Origin of the sequence: Streptomyces sp. NPDC020362, from assembly GCF_040642095.1 — a bacterium.
Lineage (GTDB): Bacteria > Actinomycetota > Actinomycetes > Streptomycetales > Streptomycetaceae > Streptomyces.
On the sequence record NZ_JBFAET010000101.1, the window covers coordinates 1 to 17,081 of the forward strand.

The following is a 17,081-nucleotide window of genomic DNA, read 5'->3' on the forward strand; positions in this document are numbered from 1 at the left end:
CGGCAGGGGGGACCGTGCCCTCCCCGTGCCGTTCGGCGACCAGCTTCTCGGCCTGCCGGATCACACGGGTGCGGGTCCCCGTCGACGAGTCTTCCTGTGCGGTCAGGACCTCCAGGACCGCCTCGACCAGGCGCTCGTCCACCCGGCCGGTGCCCGGCGCCATGGACAACCTCGTAGCTCGCCGATCCACCAGCCCCCACAGCCCTTCGTCCCGCCACTTCGTCCTCAGCCGGAACAGCGTCCGTTCCGACACCTCGTTGCCTGCCGCGGTCAGCTCGGCCGCTTTGGCCGCGAGGCGTTCGTTCACGGTTCGCCACTGCGGGTCGTACTCCGGCCTGGGATCCGTTCCTTCGGCGCGTCGGGAGGGAGTCCGGTCTCCACCTCGATCAGGTGCTTCTCGAAGAACCGGGCCTTACGCAAATGCCACTTCGGGGACGGCGTCCAGCAGGCCGAAGGGCGGAAGCCCCGGCGTGGGTGCCGTCGAGTCCAGCAGCTCGAATCCGTCCGACGCCATCAAGTGGGCGAACATCACCATGCTCGCGGTGTTGTGCTCGTCGACCAGGCGGACGGTCGTGCCCGACAGGCCCACCACCGTGTGGACTCGGCCCTCGAACCGGACGCGGTCACCCACCCGCAGCACGCCCTTGGGCCGCTCGTGCTCGGTCATCAGCCCTCCGCCCGGCTCACCAAAGAGTGATCACCCAAGGGGCGCGACAGGTCCGTCGCCAGCCGCCCGCACCACAGCAGATGGAAGACGACCGGCAGGACCAGGATCGGGTCACCGACCTGGGCCGCCTGGCCCACCAGCGGTCCAGGAATGGCGAAGGCGGCCTCCGTCGCCTCCATCAGCCCGTCCTCCGCGAACCTCGGATGGCGAAACCCGGCAAGCCACCGCAGGTTTGCCACCCGCACTCGATCGATCTCGCCGACGAGTCGGAAGTCCCAGCCCACCGCCTCGCACGCAGTCTGCGTACCGGCGAACTTGGCCAGGTCCCGCGGCTTGCTCCGGCGAGCCTCCGGCCTGCAGTCCACCACCACGGCCGACCCATCGGCCCACCGGGCGAAGCAGTCCGGCGCGTGGGATAGCCGCACGCCCTCCGGCGATGTCCAGAACAGCCAGAACGGCTGCGACGCGAACCACGTGACTCGAGGATCGAAGTCCATCGCGATCGCGTGATCCCGCTCCAGCCAGGACTCGAACCCCACATACCGCAGCATCGTGGCCGCCCAGTACAGACCCGGAAAGTTCCTCTGCCCCCGGTACGACGGAAACTCCCGCACCGGATCGGCCTCCTCGAAGGCCAGGTCCGTCACGTCCGCCAGCGACCCGCGTACCTCGACCCCGCCTTGAACCCAGGCCACCTCGAAATCGGCCGCCCTGACCCTGCCGCTCTGCGGCTCCCCCTGATCATCCACACCAGGACGATGTCCACTGGAATGAGACAAGCCACCTGAACGGAGACAAGAGCCACCCCAAAGCGGGACACCGTCTCACTCAAACCCGTCCCGGCCCCGTACACCGCCCGGCCCGTACACAGATCAGTGCGACAAGCCCCGCTTCACTGAGACCGGACAAGGCTGGACAGCCCGTCTCAGGTTTGTGGCCGATTGGCCACCCGGTGGCCAGCGGTCGTGAGATTTGGCCACGGAATCTGAGATCTCACAGCTGAGGTGTAGGGTCTCGCCTTCCTGTCAGAGGCCGTGCCCGCTGATCAGCAGTTCTTCCGCGGTCTCAGGTTGATGGCACGGCCGCCCAGTCTCACGAACCTGGCATTTCCTCTGGGCCTCGTCCGACTGGTGTGACTGATTCCCAATGTCGGCGGCGACATGTGCGGGCAGCGCCGCACCGACAGCTCGATCACCAGCGGACGGCCGCCCACCGCCTCATCCGCGACACGACGCACGTACCGCGAGTGCGTCCCCTCCGATCCCTGCCCGCACCCCGGACACGTCCGGGGCACATCATTTCTGGTCAACGCAGTGATCCGAACCGCCTCCGGTCTGGTGTCCACCCTCGCGATCCGTAACCCGGACAGCTGCGGCAGCGGTTCCTCGATGGCGACAACACACGCCCTCAGCCTGGCAGGGACGGACACCTCGCCGCGGCGGATCACCTAGACGATCAACACCTACGAAAATCTTGGAAGCCCCAATCGTTTGGTGTAACTCCTGATCAAGGAAGAGGCACCGGTGACCAGTGACAACGTGACCTTGTGAGCGTCCAACTTCCGGACGAACGTCTCCAGTACTCGAAGCAGTCGCCCAGCCCTGGTCCCGGAGGATTAGTCCCCTGAGGGGCCGCGCACTGGCTGAGCCTGGCCCATGGCGTCGCTGATGGCTGAGGCGACGGATGGAAGGTTCCAGTACGCCGAGTGGGTCCACATACCGGTGCTGGCCTGGTGGCTGACGGGAAGGTCCACTGGAGCGGTTCCGTCATGTAGCTGGAACACTTTGGAAGCGGCGAACGCCAGCACATCCAGCGGCTCCCAGAGATTGGTCCAGTGATTCAGGGAAGCCGGCAGTTGTACAGGTGTGCTGCCTCCGTACTGGGTCAGTTGCCCTCCTCTGGGGTCGCACACATGGAAGAAGGACGCCTGGGAGCCGAAGGTGACCAGGGACTCGGTCCATAGCGGCGCGGTGGCGGTGGCCATGTCGACGGCGATGACACCGCCCAGGCTGTGGGCCACGATGCGCACGGGACGGGCGGGGCTGCGTCCTAGGTCGGGGTGCACTTCGTCGATGACCTGGCGTACGCGGGCGTGGATAGCATTCTGGTGGCGTTGGTAGACAAGCACGTCGCCGAGGAAGCGCGTGGTGCCGGGCCCGAACCGGCTGCGTATGGCGTGGTTCATCCGCACGCCCATCGCCTGAACTGCTGCGCCTGCGAAACGGTCCAGGTCGTTCAGCCGACGCCGCACCACAGAACGGAGGCGGTTGTCATCGCTGGCTCCTCCGCCGCGTAATCCGTAATACGAGTCGTCCAAGTCAGGATTGGTTTCGTCTAGGAGTGCATGTGCCAGAGAACGCCCGGTCTCACGCAACAGCTGCGTGTCACCGGTACGACAGAGCCACTCTGTGTCGCCCCACGCCTCCCTCACATACTCGAGGATCAGATCGGGATCGAGCTGATGGTGGCCGCCGTCCCGCAGCCCCTCGTCCTCCCCTTCCTTCCCTGCGACCAGATGTGTACGTACGGCGGCGTCGACTTGCGAGAGCTGCTGGCCTTCGTCGATCGTTTCAGCAAACAGGGCCGCGACGTGGGGTTCGGCCATGACGGACCTTGGTGACTCGCCATCGCGCAGGGTGTCCGGACCGACCTGGTAGGCGGGTAGTGTGGCGTCGATAAACTGATCCTGCGCGCCCAGGTCACCCCAGTGGACCGGAACCATCTCAACTCCGGCCGCTACGGCGAGCGCCGATACGGCCGTTGAGAACTCGTCCCGATTGCGGTTGGCGACGCCGTGGATGACGAAGACCGGATCCTTCACGTGCTGACTCCTTCTACGCGGTGGTGTGCGCGGTAGCGGCGGGGCTGCCGTACACGGCGTAGGCCAGCCACGTTGGATCGCCGCTGTGCAGGTCACGAATGGTCTGGCGGGCTGCGAGTGAAGCCTGGCCGAGTGGCTGGCGGTGGGTGATCAACTGGTCGTAGAAGGCTTCGGCGAACTGAAGAGCTGTTCGTGACCGCACGGGCCAGAGAGTGCCGACGAACGCGCCCGCGCCAGCGTTGAGGAACTGGGGTGCCCACCCCAGGCTCTCGCCGAACCAGTCGATCTCCCCAGCGCTACGGCAGGCGTTGAAGAACACGAGAGGTCGGTGGCGGCGCAGAGTACGCAGCTGCGCTGCCGCTGCCAGGTCGATGGGGTCGAAGGGACCACCGGCCATGGTCACGCACGAGCCGGTACCCGTAAAGGCGTTGTGGCAGGCGAAGTGGAGCAGGCCCGCGTCCCCGCTCTCGATCAGTGCGGTCAGGGCCGCGTGCTCGGTCAGCAAGCTGGCGTCGGTGTCCCTCGCGCCCAACCGGGCGTGCAGGGACCTCACTTCGTCCTGTGCGTCGGCAGGGGAGCCAGGCGGAACGACGAAGGTCACGCCCGACATGCCGAGGCTGCGGACTCTGTCCTGCCCGAACACTCGCCGCACAACGGGGAGCCACTCGGCCAGGAAGCCTCTGTCCTCTTGCGATTCGTCCAAGGGATACAGCAGCTCCCAGGGGACGATGTCGTGCTCCCCCAGGACCGTGAAGGCCGTCACGTTGTCGGCTTCGTCCCAGAACTGGCTCCGGACGGCCTGGGGGACCGCGGAGGTCCACAGATTTACGCCGTGACTGCGCAGGCGGTGGCGAAGTCGGAAGACACCCCCGTCACCTCCGCCCGCTGCGGCGGCTATCGCGGCTCTCCGCAGCTCGGCGTAGATCTGCTCGGTGGCCTGGCGGGGGTCGCCGGCGCGGAAGCGAAGGATCTCCGGTGCGTAGAACGTCTCGCTGATCAGCTGGAAGCTGAAGGTGCCGCCCGCCTCGCCCTTCAGAACCTGGAGCGTGACCTCCCCGGGATCGAACGCCATGGAGGGCAGTGGCGCATGGTGCTGAGGGCCGTCTCTTGTGACACTGCCGTGGTCCACCGACATCTGGCAGTTCACCTCACCGAGGAAGGTGCCGCCCCGGAATGCCCGCACGGTCACCTGGTGCAGCCCCGGCGTCGGGGCCCGCAACCGGAAACGCAGCACGTCCGAGTCCTGCCCTGGCACGACATGCAACTCCTGCTGCAGCTCGTCGATGACCACCAGACCAGGAGCATGAATGGTCACCAGCACCCGGGCCCCGTCACGTGGGAGGAAGAAAGAGCGCAGCTGCACGCCCCGTCCGCTGCCCCGGACTATCTGCACGTGCAGGGGGACCACCCGCCCGGGCGAGGTCTGGGCGGCCAGCTCTGCAACCAGCGACCGCGGCTCCATCGAGCCGCCGTCGGCGTTGGGGACTACCGCTGGCGGAAGCGGCGGCAGAGCGTTGTTGCCGTGAGCTTGTCCGCTCGAGCGCTGGAGCGCGTCGTCCGGGAGCCGTTCAGGCGGCGGACCACTGACCACGTCCGACAGACCTTCACCGGAGGAGGCGTCCCTCTCCTCCGCCACTCTCTGTAACTCGCCGATTTGCTCCAGGCTGAACCGGTCCTGCCGTGCCGTACCTGCACGAACACTTTCGGCATCCTCGGCAGAAGCGGTCCACTGGCTATCGCGCTTGGCGCTCTGGCCGATGTGGACTGGCCGTTGGTGGACGATGTCGTGGTGCTGGGACATGTCGCCGTGGACGGTGTCTGTGCCAGTGGCGGCCGACGGATTTTCGACAAGCGCGGCAGATGAAGGCCGAGCGACGGTGGGAATCTGCGGAGCGGGGCGTCCGGGCAGGTGGAACCAGGCGGTGACCTCGCCCTCCTTCAGCTCCAGCCGGGCCGGGGAGTAGTGCGCGGGGTCGATGAACTTGCCGCCGCTCCTGACCACGTCCTCGTACAGGGATTGGGAGGTCACCAGCACGAGGTCGGCGCCCTCGGCGTCGAGGAGCTGCCGGGCGACGGGGGAGTCGGCCAGCCGGCAGGCGAGGTCGACCGCGCGTCCGCTGATGCCCCGTGAGTCGTGCCGGACCGGGCCGACCTGCATGCCGATCCGCAGTCCCAGGGGCACGCGCAGACCGCGGTTCTCCTCCCGGAGCTTCTCGTGCACCTCCACCAGCCAAAGGCCCAGCAGCCGCGTGACCGCGATGCGGCCCGGCACCGCCAGCAGCACGCCGTCCCCGCGGTCCTCGATGTGGACGGCGTCACGCGCCACGGTGGCGTGGGTGAACGCCGTCTCCAGCACCCGGTAGATCTGCTCGCGCATGCGCGGCTTGTCGACGTCGGCGTACTGGCCCGAACGTCTGGCATCGACGCTGATCACCAACTCGTAGTGTGCCTCGGCGAGTTCCAGTGCGTCGTGCTTCACCCGTGCTCCTTACCTGTCCCAGCCTGTTCCAGCTGCGCGAGCTCCCGACGAGCAGCCACCGGAGCCGCTGAGCCCCTGGATGGCGCGGCGGCCCTGGCTGGACTCGTTCAGGGCCTGGGTCTTCACAGCGTTTGGCTGCACGCGGCAATTGGCGATCACGTCGAAGAGCTGCTCGTCGCGGTCCCGCTCGTCCTGCCACCCCGACTGGCGGGTCTTCTCCGGGAAGGCCTGGCCCCTCGGGATCGGCCACCAACGTATAGATCAGCTGCTCCAGCTCCCTGCCCTGCCACACGGAGCGCATCATCTCCTGACGCACTCGAGTCACCTCGGCCTCGGTGTGCGCGTCCCCCTCCTGGTCCGTGCACTCGATCATCCGGTCGTCCACCCGGAGCCAGCCATACAGTCGTATCCACTGGCCGAGTTCGGAGCCCAGTCCAGCGACAGCCGGTGCACTCACGCGTGATGACGCGGTTGGCCTGTTCGACCTCGGTCACCCGGCGGGCCGAGGTGACCTTGCGCAGCCGTTCCAGCACCGGGGAGGTGAGCCACTTGGCGACACCGGTCACGCCCTCGACGACGGCCAGATGGGGATCGGTACGGTCCACTGGATGCCCACCTCGGCCTTGAAGAAGCGGCGGCCCGGCGGCCAGCAGCTCCAACTGGAGCCTCGCAATGTAGGCGCCGAGCACGATTCCCCGGAAAGCTACAGCCGATACACCATCCGCCATACCTCATTGTGTCGATCCTTCACGGAATCGTGGCCACAACCAGATTCAAAGAGCCTCATTACCGTTGACACCCAACCTGGTCGGCCCAGATCAGCGCGCTGCACACAACCAACTTCACTGTCGAAGGACAGCAGGCCCGGTGGGCGGTGACGGGAGCGAACACTCACGTCACGGCCGCCGGCCTGGTTCGGCCTGTGCCCTACTGGCCGTTGACTGGGCCGTTGCCCGCGATGTTCTGGTCGTGCGGGTGGAACTTGTGCCGCCCCATGGTGGTGGTCTCGGTCGTCGTGGTGGTCTTGCCGGGGTGCGCGGGCAGGGAGGCGGCGAAGGTGCGGCCGGAATCATGGCGCCGCCTGCTTCCAGGACGGTCGTGGCCACCAGCACTGCCGACGCCGCCTGCGGAAAGTGCCAGGGGTGGGGACGGTGGCAGACATGAGAGGTACTCCTTCACGTAGGGGGAAGTGCCGGCCGCGGGTCGCTGAGAGGGGCCGCCCTGTCCGGCGGCTCCGGTACATCCAGTAGGCCTGCCGCTTGCCTGGCCCGTCATGACACTCGATGTCGGGACTTGACGGATCCGTGGTCGGACCGACAGCTGCGGCGCGGGTGCGGCGGTGAGCGACAGCGGTCCTCGCACCTGGACCGGTCGCTCGACGACGCCCGGGACGCAGCGATCAGCCGGGATCGACCCCCATCGGGCCAGCCGCTGTGCGGTGTCGCGCCGAGAGCCAAAGACGCAGGCCGGCGCGCCGCTCGGGCCCCTTGCCAGTGGCCTGGGCTCCGTGCCCGTTCCCACGATTTGTCAGTTCGGGACGACACAAGCCATTTCCGGCCCATACCATCGATCCACTCTCACAGGGGGCACACATGGACCTACAAGGCATCGCGGATGCTGCCGTAACTCTGCTGGTCGGTTATCTCAAGCAGGTCGGAGGACTCGTCGGTGATCGCGCGGCGGACAGCATTGCGGAGAACGCCGTGCCGTTCGCCTCGCGCCTGCACCTCAGGCTGCGGCGCCGGCTGCGAGGCCGGGAAGCCGACGAGATCCGCCTCGACGACGTCGAGGAGCGGCCGGACGACCAGACGGGGCAGACAGAGCTCGCGGCCACGCTTCGCGGACTCTTGGCGGAGGATCCCGGGTTCGCCGAGGAAGTGACCCAGCTGCTGAAGAACGCTGGCTACCTGCCCGGCACAGCCGGCCAGCAGGTGGTGGGTTCGGTCGAAGGAGCGACAGCCGTGGGCGGTGACGTCAGTCTGCGCGGACGCTACGTCGCCGGCCGAGATCTCACCATCGGACACGACGATACGGGCGACGCGAGACGGGGCCGGTCCCAGGATGCCCGGTAGGACCGTGCCGAGTAGCGGCGCACACTGACGGCCGTGGCTGATTCCAGAGGGCGGAAGGGAACATGGAACAACAGTCTGCAAGGCCGGACTCCGAGGAGGGCGGGAACCACACCCCAACGCCCGGGGAGCCACGGGTCGAAGGTGTCGCCGCCCTCTCGGGCTCCGTCTACCTGCGGGGCAGGAACGTAGCCGGACGAGACATCAGAATCGACGAGCAGAACGTCTACCAGAACTACGTCGACTCCTCCCGCACGGTGGCCTTCCTCGCCCTGCGCCGACGCGACGACGCGCATGCCGTCCGTCTCAGAGTGCGGCGCATGCTCACGGATGTGATGCGCCAGACATGGTTGCGCGAACACCGCACGGAGACATCCGAGTCCGCTCCGGCGATACCGGCCACCTTCCAAGAATTGTCCGGCATCGTATCCACCCCGTATGACACGGTCTACCGCCGCACGGCATCGCGAACGTGCGCGGACCTCCCGACGGGAATCCCCCTCGCGCAGGTCAGACACCAGGTGGGTAACAGTCTCCTTCTGGTGGGAGAACCGGGTACCGGCAAGACCTTCCAACTGCTGGAGCTGGCAGGCGATCTGCTCGACGAAGCCGCTCAAGACGTGATCGCGCGCATACCCGTGTACTTTCACCTGGCACTCTGGACGAAGGATCGGGCACCCTTGCTCGACTGGATGGCCGCGGAGCTGGGACGTTGCTTCCACATACCCGCACGGCTCGATGTCAAAAGGGTCATAGAGGCCGAAGTCCTGCCAGTGCTCGACGGATTAGACGAGGTTCCCGCACAGTATCGGCATCTCTGCGTGGACGCAGTGAACCACTTCCGTGCGCACTACGGCGACGTTCCGATGGTCGTGGGCAGCCGGGAGAAGGAATACACCACCCTGCGCCGCCCACTGATACTCGACGCGGCGGTACGCGTGCGCCGACTGAGCCCCGAAGAGGTCAACGCTCACCTCGCCGCGATCGGCTCGGGAACAGACGGGCTCAGGGAGGTCGCCGCAGAAGACAAAAGAGTGGCCGAACTCCTGCGGACGCCTCTTTTCCTGCGCTTCGCCGCCGACGCCTACACGGGGCTGCCCGCGGACAGCATCGTTTCCCCGGGCAGGAGTTCCAGCCGCCGGACACGCGTCATGGACGACTACGTGAAGGCCTGCCTGCAGAGGCCGCTGGCACGTCCCTCCTCCCCGTACGACGAGGAACACATGCTGCGGTGGATGTCTTGGCTGGCACGAGCCATGCGAGCCCGAGCGCAACCAGTGTTCCACCCGGACCGGGTCGACCCGTCGTGGTTACCGGACAAGGCATCCCGTCTGGCCGTCGCGGCCGACGAGAGCCTGGCCCTGACCGCCCTGTGTGTCCTGGCCGGATGCCTCGGGGGTGTGATCGCCTTCCTGGGCGGGCATTTCGGCCTGGCACGCGCGGTGCTCTGGCTGGTGTTCTTCCCGGCCTCGACAAGGATCACCCTCGTTCCCTTGGCCAAGGGCATCGAGCGCCTGGACCGTCTCCACGTTTTGCGCTACATCGATCGCAGATCACTGGGCCGCGCTTTCATGGCCTGGCTCAGGTTCACGTTTCCCGCACTGGTGATCACCGTGTGTGTCGCGGATCTCCTGCACACCGAAGGTGAGGTCTTTCTGTACTTCGCGGTCGCGGTGACCACACTCCTTCCCGTCTACATATACATCCATTCCGCGCACTTCGACTTCCGTGTCGACGTCGTGTCGCCGTCAACACGTGTACGGCTCGGTCCCCAACAAAGCCTCTTGGTCGGGTTCGTTATCTCCTGCGTCTACGCCGTGCATCAGATCTTCTTGACCATGCTTCAGCCCGCTGCAAGCATGACGCACGTCGTGACCCATTCGCTGGCCACGATTCCCCTGATCATGCTGAGCGGCGCCTACCTCTCCGGGCTGCGGTACTACATCGTCAATCGCCTTACCTTCCGCCGGATGCAGAGGGAGGGGATAGGCCCGAAGGATTACGAGCGTTTCCTGGACCAGGGCGCCCGATGCGTCCTGCTCTCCAGAACGGGCAGCGGCTACCAGTTCCTTCATGCCGAGTTGCTGGAGTACTTCGCCCACCGCCCGCAGCCCGCTCCAGCAGCCGACGACTCGGACGCGGGAGGTTGCACCCGCTAACGGTAGTTCGCTACTGACGCTGCAGGAGGGGGTGTGGAGCGTGACCCACATGTCCCACCGCATGGCCCGCGCCATCCACGAGGCCGTGGCGGACCTGGGCGCGGACCACATCGACCCGGAGGTCAGGCGACTCGCCCACGAGCTGCTGGTCCGGATCGACAACCTGATCGGTGGGACCCTGGACGGCTGGGTCTGCCCTGCCATGCCGTTCGGTCACAACTGGCAGGCCGACACTGGGCCTTTTCCAACATGGCTGGGGGCGCCGGGGTTGGCGTGGCAGAACGACGAAGCCCCTGGTAGATGGGTTGTCGACCAAGATCAACCTTCGCTGCCGGGAGCTTCGCGTGCTTGTCTACCCGTCCGGACTGGACCTGTCCACTTCCGCACTGCGGCTGCTGCAGCGGGAGCTGACTGCTCGCCGGCAACGGATCGGTACCCGCTCGCGTCGACTCACCTGCGGTCGGCAGGCGTTGATGGCCCTGGCCTACCTGCGCTGCGGTCATACCTTCGCCCAACTCGCGGCCGGGTTCGGCGTCGGCCTGGCCACCGCCCACCGCTACGTCACCGAGGCCGTGGACGTTCTGGCCGTCCTCGCCCCCACCCTCCAGCAGGCCATGGCGGTTGCCCGGCAAGCACCGCAAGCACGGTATGAACGTCCAAGTCCTCACCGACCCGTTCGGGAAGCTCATCTGGGCTTTGCCAACACTGGCGGGCGCGGTCCACGACATCAGGGCAGCCCGCTCCCACGGCCTGTTCGACGCCCTCAGCGCCGGCGGCATCCGGTGCTGGGCCGATAAGACGTATCAGGGCTCCGGATCCGCCGTCCGCGTCCCCTTCCGCGGCCTCTGGAACAAGCTCTCCGCCGGCAAGAAGGCCGTCAACCGCGCCCACGCGAAGACCCGCGCACTCGGCGAACAGGCCATGGCCACCCTCAAGTCCTGCCGCCTGCTGCGGAAGCTCCGCTGCAGCACCACCCGCGTCACCGACCTCGTCAAGGCTGTCCTCACCCTGGAGCTGACCGCCTCAACCTGAGGAGGGAGCCTCACTGCCTCCTATACTCCTGGCGTGTTTGATAGGCCGAACCTCTTCCACGTTTCGTCCATGCTCAATCGGCAGTCGATCGCACAGCATGGCCTGGATTGGACCCGGATGGGCGCCGCACCGGGAATCGCTGGTAGCCGCCGCCCTGAGGTGGAGGGGATCTTCGTCTGTCGGGGCGAGGAGGAAGCAGAGTTCTTCCTTCAGATCAACAACACCGGTGGGCCGATTGATCTCTGGTCCGTGGACGGCATCGATGAGGGGCTGCTCCTCGACAACGGCAACGGATTCGTCTATCTGCCCGGCCGGATACCAGCGGCGCAAGTCCGCCTCGTGCGATCAGATGTTCCTCCGCAGCTTGGTTTCTGACTTCGCGCGGCGGTACGGCTGGGGGCAGGCCCACGCGGAATCTGGCTGCGAGCTCGGCGAAGGTGTGGCTGCAGCGCAGGTGGGCCAGGGGTGTCAGCGCCTGGCGGCTGCAGGTCAGTCGTTCCCGGGTGCCGATCTGTCGTCGCCGAGCAGCCAACCCCTGCCGTAGCAGCAGCAGTGCGGAAATGGACAGATGCAGCCCGGGTGGGTGGGCAATGGCTCGGGGCTCTATGCGGAGAAGGTTGCTGTTAGTTGACAACCATCTACCTGAGGTTTCATTGCACGCTGTTCGCTACCATCCCTGTGCATGACAATGCGGGCGTGGCGACTGGGTGTCGTGGCGGTGCTGGCGGCGCTCTGTGTCTCCGGTCCAGGACGGCCGGAGGTAATCCGTACGGCGTCGGACCTTGGTCCCCTCCCGGCCGACCGCTACGACTACACGCCGCAGGACTACCAGCGATCGCAGCGGGCATCGGCGTTGCTGGTCCGGCAGTGCATGGCGGAGCACGGCCACCCGGACTTCCCACTCGACCCCCGCTACCCCAGCGATCCCATCGTCGCCACCGCGGTCGGCACCGACTACGGTGCCCTGGATCTCGCCGCCGCCCACCGCTGGGGCTACGGCTGGGACCCGGCAAAATCTCGGGCTCTGCGGCCGGAGGGCCGCCGGATGACCAACGCCGAGTACGCGGACTTCCCTGCCTGCAACGCGGAGTCGAGCCGACGGCTGATGCGCGGCATCGACGTCAAGCGGGACTGGCTCTACGCAAGAACGCGGGCGATCGAGGTCGACAAGGCCGTCAAGCGCGACCCGCGCCTCCGTGCGGCGTGGGATGTGTGGTCCCGCTGTGTGGCGGAACAAGGATTCACGGGCTATCCCGACCCCGTGGCGGCGTACACGGACACCGCCTGGCAGCGGGGCAGTGACGGTAACACCCGGCATACGCCGCGGGAGCGGGCCACCGCTGCCGCGGACGTCACCTGCAAGCGCCGCCACCGTACGGCCGAGCTCTGGCACGCTGTCCGGGCGCGGAAACAAGCCGTGGACATCACCAGGCACCGTGACCGCTACGACGCCGGGCTGCAGGCACTGCGGACGTACCGGGCCACCATCGCCGAGGTGCTGCAGAAGCTCGGCTAGCGCACCGACGCATCACTGCGAGTCCCGCGAGAGCCGAAGCCGCCCAGCCGACTGACCTTGCGCCCCTCGGATTCCGTCACCCTGAGCACCGCATTTCGTCGGTTCCCCGTTGAGCGACGCGATGTAGCCACCCAGCATCGGCCTCAAGCGCATCGCCTGCCCTTACTAACTGTGCTGCGCATTTCGCTGGAGTGTGCGGGGTGTCCGTGTCGGGGCCAGCAGCTGCGAGGTGACGTTGGGGTGTCAGGTCTCCCGGTGCTCGTTCAGAACAGTGATAGGCCCTCGCCGCTGGTGTCTGCGATGACTGGCCGGATCTGGGCAGGGAGGCCGTCCAAGCGGTCGGGACCGGCCGCGGCGGCTACGGCAGGGGCCGTCTCGGCCAACCAGATACGAAACCGCTCGGCGGCGTCGCGGTAGGGGACTCGCGCCAGGACACGGTGCTCGCCGGAGGGGCAGAAGTCGACGGCGACAGTGAGCAGGCAGGAACGGGGCGCGTTCTGACTGCCCGTCCAGGACACGCGCAGGACACCGCAGGGCTTGCGCCCGCGGGGGGCGCGGTGGGTCGGGCGCAGCGATCGGCAGGCGATGTGGGCGGTCCATGCGGCGAGGTGCGGCAGGGGCAGGGTGGTGCGTGCGCGGCAGCCGGGGCAGCGGTGCCAGTGGCGGAGCCAGTCGTCGGTGTCGGTGTGGAAGAGGCGTGTGTAGCGGTTCGCCACGCGGATGTCGTTGCTGTACAGGTGGTCGGGGCGTTCCTGCGTGTTGCAGGACTGGCAGACGGGGGCGCGGACGTAGCCGTGTTCGTGGCAGTGGTCGAGGACGGCGGCGGGCGCAGTGCGGCAGACGGCACACGCCCACCCAGCCACCTTGCGGGAGGTACCGGGCTTCCTGCTGAGCACCGAGTACAACTGGCCTTCCAGCTCTCCGCTGTACGGGCGCAGTGAGGCGGTGAGGCCCTCGGGGCTCGTCGTCTGCCGACCGCCGGCGGCTCGGGCCTGCCGGGGGCGGGAGGGCGGCTCGGTGACGGCTGCGCCTGCCTGGCGGGTCCGCGCGGCTTGCACCCACTGCGTTTCGGTGTGCTCGGCCGCATCCAGCAGCCTGACTACAGTGCGCGGCAGCCACCACGTCCGCTGTGTCCCGTCGCGGGTCTGCTCCACGAGTATCTGTCGCCAGTCGATCCCCGCCAGATGGTACGGCCGGCCGACTTCACGTCGTGCTGCCCGCTCGGGGCCGCCCAGCTCCTGCAGTTCCCCCGTGATGCGCTGGCGCCAACGCAGCGGCGTTTGCTCGTTGCACTCCTGCCTCGGCGCCCCGCGAAACGGACCGATGCGGACCAGGTCCTGCCGATCCATCCCCACCGCGTTCAGTTCCGCGGCCGCCCGGCGCACCTCAACCTCCGGAACACTCCACTGACCGCCGCTCGCCCTCACCGTCGCCACCACATGGGCGCCGAGCAGGACGTACCCCACCCGGGCACGGGAAGGAGAGCAGGTGAAGGCCCCAGAAGCCGTCGGCACAGCACTGCCAGCTGTCAAAGCGACCCACAGAGCGTCCGCAGCACCCAGGGTGATCAGGTCGTCCGTGCGACCGGGCATGACACGCTCTGACATACCGACAGGCTAGCGGCCTGCAACGCGGCAACGGGTTCCAAGCGCCTCGGCCAGCCGGGCCGCCGCCCATACCGCATCCGCCGTCCGTAACTCCCTATTCCTGAGCATCTGGTTCGTCAGTCCCGTGCCCGCAGCCTCACCACCAGAAGGCCGTAGCCGAAGGAGGTCATCGGGATCGTGTAGGCGTACTCGGCGGTGTCGTCCCTGGCGCCGACGGCGAACTGCCACCAGAAGCGAGCTCCTTCGGGGTGGCCGCACAGGTGGAGCAGACAGCCGAATGTGCCGGCGCCGGCCCACCTGTACGTGTGATGGCTGGCCCCGGCCGCCGAGATCGCCGACCACCGGAACGACTTGGACCAGTGGCTCGTCGACGGCTGGTGGAAGCCCACCGGCAACCTGGACGGCTCCTGGCGCCGCAGCGGCGACCTCTACACCCTGATCACTGAACACACCGTCCACCCGCAGGACAAGCGCGCCGACCGGGACGCGCGCGAGGGCTTCACGCCGGTCGACGTCACGATCCACTCCGAGGACTCCACCCTCACCCGGGCCTCGAGGAAATTGCCGTGGGACGTGCTGGCCGGTGGGATGCGCGGCAAGGAGCAGCACGGCAATCCGACGTACGCCGACGATCTGTCCGGCCTGCTGGACCATCTGCCGTGCGTCGTGGAGGCCGGCTGCGGGACCTCGATAGAAGCGGGCGTTCCGCCGGTGCACTGGCTGCACGAGGTCTACCGGGTCACGGCCCGCGGGGGCAACGACCTCACCCAGAAGACCCGTTTCACCCTCGCCCCGGACTCCGACATCCTGGTCAAGGAGGTTCTGACGGGCGGAACGCAAGGTCGACGACATGGTGAGCATGTTCCGCTTCCTGGTCCTTGCCGAGCCGACCAGGGCGCACCGGGCCCTGAAGGCTCTGTACGACGCCTGAGCGAAGGTCGGCCTCGCCGAGCGACTGCCAGACGGCGGCTACGATCTGGGCAAGCTGTTCAAAGCACCACCGGAGGCCGCTTGGGCCAGCGTCTCCAGCTTCGGCAACAGCCCGTCCATCCGCCACTCCACTGTCCACGGCGTCACGGGCATGGAATTCCCCGGAGTCGTACTTGTCCTGCCAGACAGGCTGCGGGTAGACCCGGTGACTGGGCGTACAGTCTTGGACGACTGGGAAGGCGACCACAACACCGAGGCCCGACGTGTCCTCTACGTGGCCGACTCCCGAGCGCAGGAACTGCTCATGTGCGCCCTGCATCGTAAGCACACGAGTCGAGTTGCTGCGCTACTCGATGTCAAGGGCGTTCCATACAGCACGGCGCAGAGCGGCCCCGACCAGGAGCGTTCGGTTTCTGACCGCACTGAGGCGACGGCACTGGCTCGCCTTGGAAACACTCACTGGTCACGGGCCATAGGCCATCGAGGGCGCGGGCACGTTGGGTCAGGAACCCGTGCTGTGCCTGGTGTCGACGGCGTTGTATTCCGGTTCGCCGTTTTCCAGGACTCGGAGCAGTGATGCGGTGACAATCCGGGTGGCGCGGCTGATCCGGAGCACGCGGCAGGGGAACTCGCCTCGGCGTACGAGGTCGTAGCTTTTCGACCTTGACAGTCCCAACGCTTGGGCTGCGTCTTCGACGCTCGCCGTTCCGTTCCAGGTAGCTCGGATGTGTGCGGGGCTGAACTGCCCGTTCTGTGTTGCGCTGTTCGGGCTGGGCATTCCTGTCGGGAGTGCTTTTCGATTCTGTGTTGTTTCCGGCAGTAGATGGATGTGGACATGCTGGCCAGTGGACGGCGTCCCCCGAGGCACAGGCACAGCCGGAATCCGCCGACGACTGACAGAGTCAAGCTGAGCGGTCAGCGCGGTGTCCGGGACCGGGTTCCCAGGAAGATCGCGCTGAGTGCTGCGGCCAACCCGCCGAGTAGACCTGCTGCTTGCGCCGTGGCACCGCGGTCCACAAATTCCTTGGCGATCCACAGACATCCGGCGAATCCGCTGGCACCCACCACCACCCCAGCGATACGGAAGCGCACGTTGATCATGTCGAGGCGGCGCCGGTGTTCGGCGTCGAGTCGACGCTGATACTGGTCCGCGACTTCCAGAGCGAACCGCTTCTCCACGAGGGATAGTGCGCGTTCCGCGGCGCCGCCGCCGAGCATTGTCTCGTACTTCTCGATGTCCGCCGCGGAGGGCAGTTCCCAGGCCCCAGCGGCAGGAGGCCGCACATCCGCGTTGCCGTCCACGGCCTCGGGGGTCGCTGGATCGGGGCTCGGACTCGTCATGGTGCGCCCCCCGTGTTCTTGTCTCTCGCCCGAGCACCGAGCTCCCCCGGCAGCGCCAGGCCGAGCTCCGCATGGGCGCGCAGCAGTTCCTGCGCGACGTACCGTCGACTGCGCGCTCGCGAGGGATCCGGCGGACGGGTCTGCCCATGCGGCTCATGCGGCTCATGCGGCTCATGCGGCTCATGCGGCTCATGCGCAGGCTGTGCGCTGTTGGGAGGGAACAGGGCGGACAAGGCCAGGACCTGCGCGACTCCCTCGGCGAAGGCCCGGCCGGGAGACACGGGGTCTGGATCCGGTGGCCGTACGGCCGGCAACGCAGCAGCCTTCACACCGACCGCTCGCTCCTCGGCTGCCGTGCGCCGCACTACGCGTATGCCTCTGACTATCAGTGCCGTCCAGACAAGGGTCACACTCCCCACCCACCAGTGTCCGAGCACGGCCAGGACCGCTGAGAAGGCGA

The 17,081-nt window shown here is 67.3% G+C and carries 14 protein-coding genes and 2 pseudogenes; 5 read left to right on the top strand and 11 right to left on the bottom strand.

All coding sequences use genetic code 11. The features are described from left to right. The 7 genes and pseudogenes from AB0H32_RS29120 to AB0H32_RS29150 all read right to left on the bottom strand — a co-directional run. Positions 1 to 307: pseudogene (locus AB0H32_RS29120) on the bottom strand (integrase); the annotation flags it as partial. A gap of 105 nt (positions 308 to 412) precedes the next feature. Then, complete coding sequence (locus AB0H32_RS29125) at positions 413 to 667, bottom strand: hypothetical protein (RefSeq protein WP_361126229.1); 255 nt, start codon at positions 665 to 667, stop codon at positions 413 to 415. Further along, positions 667 to 1,314 carry a TnsA-like heteromeric transposase endonuclease subunit gene (locus tag AB0H32_RS29130; RefSeq protein ID WP_361126232.1) on the bottom strand — a complete coding sequence of 216 codons (648 nt, stop codon included), beginning with the start codon at positions 1,312 to 1,314 and terminating at the stop codon, positions 667 to 669. Before AB0H32_RS29130 ends, AB0H32_RS29125 begins: the two co-directional genes overlap by 1 nt. Positions 1,315 to 1,712: 398 nt before the next feature. Then, positions 1,713 to 2,114: a transposase family protein gene (locus tag AB0H32_RS29135; RefSeq protein WP_361126235.1), complete on the bottom strand. Its 402-nt coding sequence runs from the start codon at positions 2,112 to 2,114 to the stop codon at positions 1,713 to 1,715. 168 nt (positions 2,115 to 2,282) lie between these two features. Continuing rightward, positions 2,283 to 3,488, bottom strand: a complete 1,206-nt coding sequence (locus tag AB0H32_RS29140) for a hypothetical protein (RefSeq protein WP_361126238.1) — start codon at positions 3,486 to 3,488, stop codon at positions 2,283 to 2,285. Positions 3,489 to 3,501: 13 nt separating this feature from the next. Further along, on the bottom strand, positions 3,502 to 5,967 hold the full coding sequence (locus tag AB0H32_RS29145) for a CHAT domain-containing protein (protein WP_361126240.1): 2,466 nt from the start codon (positions 5,965 to 5,967) through the stop codon (positions 3,502 to 3,504). Between the two features lie 927 nt (positions 5,968 to 6,894). Continuing rightward, positions 6,895 to 7,146, bottom strand: a complete 252-nt coding sequence (locus AB0H32_RS29150; RefSeq protein ID WP_361126244.1) for a hypothetical protein — start codon at positions 7,144 to 7,146, stop codon at positions 6,895 to 6,897. A gap of 413 nt (positions 7,147 to 7,559) precedes the next feature. Here AB0H32_RS29150 and AB0H32_RS29155 point away from each other — a divergent pair, with 413 nt between their 5' ends. From AB0H32_RS29155 to AB0H32_RS29175, 5 genes and pseudogenes are all read left to right on the top strand, one after another. Beyond that, on the top strand, positions 7,560 to 8,039 hold the full coding sequence (locus AB0H32_RS29155) for a hypothetical protein (RefSeq protein WP_361126247.1): 480 nt from the start codon (positions 7,560 to 7,562) through the stop codon (positions 8,037 to 8,039). Positions 8,040 to 8,101: 62 nt separating this feature from the next. Beyond that, positions 8,102 to 10,195, top strand: a complete 2,094-nt coding sequence (locus AB0H32_RS29160) for a hypothetical protein (protein ID WP_361126249.1) — start codon at positions 8,102 to 8,104, stop codon at positions 10,193 to 10,195. A 344-nt stretch (positions 10,196 to 10,539) separates the two neighbouring features. Further along, positions 10,540 to 11,227: pseudogene (locus AB0H32_RS29165) on the top strand (transposase family protein). A 69-nt stretch (positions 11,228 to 11,296) separates the two neighbouring features. Next, positions 11,297 to 11,602 (top strand): hypothetical protein, encoded by a 306-nt coding sequence (locus AB0H32_RS29170; protein ID WP_361126252.1) that lies wholly within the window; start codon positions 11,297 to 11,299, stop codon positions 11,600 to 11,602. Between the two features lie 307 nt (positions 11,603 to 11,909). Further along, positions 11,910 to 12,743, top strand: a complete 834-nt coding sequence (locus AB0H32_RS29175) for a hypothetical protein (RefSeq protein WP_361126255.1) — start codon at positions 11,910 to 11,912, stop codon at positions 12,741 to 12,743. A 263-nt stretch (positions 12,744 to 13,006) separates the two neighbouring features. Here the strand turns inward: AB0H32_RS29175 and AB0H32_RS29180 are convergent, their stop codons facing one another. The 4 genes from AB0H32_RS29180 to AB0H32_RS29195 all read right to left on the bottom strand — a co-directional run bounded on the left by AB0H32_RS29180 (position 13,007) and on the right by AB0H32_RS29195 (position 16,582). Continuing rightward, entirely contained in the window at positions 13,007 to 14,350 is a 1,344-nt protein-coding gene (locus AB0H32_RS29180; RefSeq protein WP_361126258.1) for an endonuclease domain-containing protein, read from the bottom strand. A 116-nt stretch (positions 14,351 to 14,466) separates the two neighbouring features. Beyond that, complete coding sequence (locus AB0H32_RS29185; protein WP_361126261.1) at positions 14,467 to 14,745, bottom strand: hypothetical protein; 279 nt, start codon at positions 14,743 to 14,745, stop codon at positions 14,467 to 14,469. A 1,037-nt stretch (positions 14,746 to 15,782) separates the two neighbouring features. Continuing rightward, complete coding sequence (locus tag AB0H32_RS29190) at positions 15,783 to 16,058, bottom strand: helix-turn-helix domain-containing protein (protein ID WP_361126264.1); 276 nt, start codon at positions 16,056 to 16,058, stop codon at positions 15,783 to 15,785. A gap of 137 nt (positions 16,059 to 16,195) precedes the next feature. Continuing rightward, a complete protein-coding gene (locus AB0H32_RS29195; protein ID WP_361126267.1) occupies positions 16,196 to 16,582 on the bottom strand; it encodes a hypothetical protein in 387 nt (128 codons plus the stop codon). Between the last annotated feature and the right edge of the window lie 499 nt (positions 16,583 to 17,081).